We start from the raw sequence: 1,583 nt of genomic DNA, 5'->3' as shown, positions 1-1,583 counted from the left end.
TAAAGTGGACCCTTTGTCAAGGACACTCAATGGCACTTTTTCTTGTTGGAACTTGATACTTAATTAAGTATCAAGTTCCAGTGTTCTTACAGACGGTAAGTGTACAGGTTCTACGAGGTCCTGATATGGATAGACACCTGTGTTGTAATACTGGTAAAATTGAGTTGGAGTTAGCTTGGCTAATTTCCATTGTGGACGGTCATTGTTGTAGTAGGAGATGATTTCATCAATGGCCGTTTTTACTTGTTCAAATGTATCTAACTCAGCTAAACGTAAGTGATCTTTCATATGTCCAAAGAATGATTCTTGTGGGGCGTTATCCCAACAGTTTCCACGACGTGACATCGATTGAATATAATGTTCATTTTTAACAAGCTGTTGAAACTTAATACTGGTATAGTGTGTGCCCTGATCAGAATGGATAATCGTAGGGGTCTGAGCATTGATGCCAGGGACTTCTTTTAACTGATTTACACATGCCAATACAAACTCAAGATGTAGATTCTCTGAAACAGTGTGAGCCAATATTTCATTCGTATAAGCATCTTTGATCGTACTCAAATATGCCCACTTATTTCGACTGTATGGCAAATAGCTAATGTCTGTAAGTAATATCTTCCGAGGACCATATGCTCTGAAGGCACGTTGGACATAGTTCGGTTTCACCCGTAATTGCTGACTTTGTGTTACCCGTATACGGTGCTGACGCGGCTTTCTTACCCCACATCGCAGATTATATTTCTGCATCAGCCTCAGAATCTTTTTCGTATTCATCAAAATCCCGCGTGCGAGTAACATCATGTGAATCGTACGATAGCCTTTGTCATAGCCCTTATATTTGTACACTTCTAAAATCAGTTCAAAATCCGTTTGATCTTGTGCTTCTCGCTTCGCTTCATTCACTCTTGTTTGCTTCACCCAGTTATAATAGCCACTTTTAGATACCCCACACAGTCTTGTCATCGTAACAATCGTCAATAAATTATTGGGTCGGTTCGCTGTGTCATAAATGAGCTGAAAGTAGTAATGTGTTATTTTTTGCGCTGTTTGAATTGATGCATAATCTGATCTTTTTTTTTAAGAAATTCAACTTCTTGTTTTAATAACTCATTTTCCGCCTCCTTTTCTTTCAACTCCTGGATCAACGTTTTTTGTGGCACTTCCGGCGTTGGTGCTTGATCTAGTTCTGCCTTTCTTTCATTGTGATAGCGATAATTGTACTTTGTAATACGTTCCTTACCGACGATATCCGGAGCTAGACCTAGAAATTCAAAGCTTTCAGTGGGTGTGTATCCTGCTTGAATCAATCGATGATACTCCAATTCAAACCGTTTTCCATAATAAATTTGCTTCTCTGTCACACTTTCAACGTAAGCTGAGCGACGAAGTAACTGAATTTCTGATGTACTGAATGTATTTCCCATAATGGCCTCCTGTCTGGCACTTGATTTGTTTTATTCGTGAGTGTCCGAATGGTTTATTGAAGTATTCATCTTTGTCTTTAAGTAAAAAGGATGACTCAACGAATGTCCATTAATATCAAAATTTGGTCAATTGGTGTCCAGTTTATAGGGTCCAGTTTA

2 protein-coding genes are annotated in these 1,583 nt (G+C 38.7%); both read right to left on the bottom strand.

The window, feature by feature from the left end; genetic code table 11:
• Positions 1-63 precede the first annotated feature (63 nt).
• Positions 64-978, bottom strand: a complete 915-nt coding sequence (locus tag V6E76_RS11320) for an IS3 family transposase (RefSeq protein ID WP_499797815.1) — start codon at positions 976-978, stop codon at positions 64-66.
• 53 nt (positions 979-1,031) lie between these two features.
• Positions 1,032-1,424 (bottom strand): HTH domain-containing protein, encoded by a 393-nt coding sequence (locus V6E76_RS11315; protein WP_247353032.1) that lies wholly within the window; start codon positions 1,422-1,424, stop codon positions 1,032-1,034.
• Positions 1,425-1,583: the final 159 nt, after the last annotated feature.

Origin of the sequence: Jeotgalicoccus huakuii (assembly GCF_036665975.1) — a bacterium.
Taxonomy (GTDB): Bacteria; Bacillota; Bacilli; order Staphylococcales; family Salinicoccaceae; genus Jeotgalicoccus; species Jeotgalicoccus marinus.
Note: the sequence above shows the minus strand (reverse complement) of the source record. Positions and strands in the feature narration are given on the sequence as shown.

Bases quoted from the DNA above. Each gene is read 5' to 3' on its own strand.
- V6E76_RS11315 (WP_247353032.1), bottom strand. From the start codon at position 1,424: ATGGGAAATACATTCAGTACATCAGAAATTCAGTTACTTCGTCGCTCA.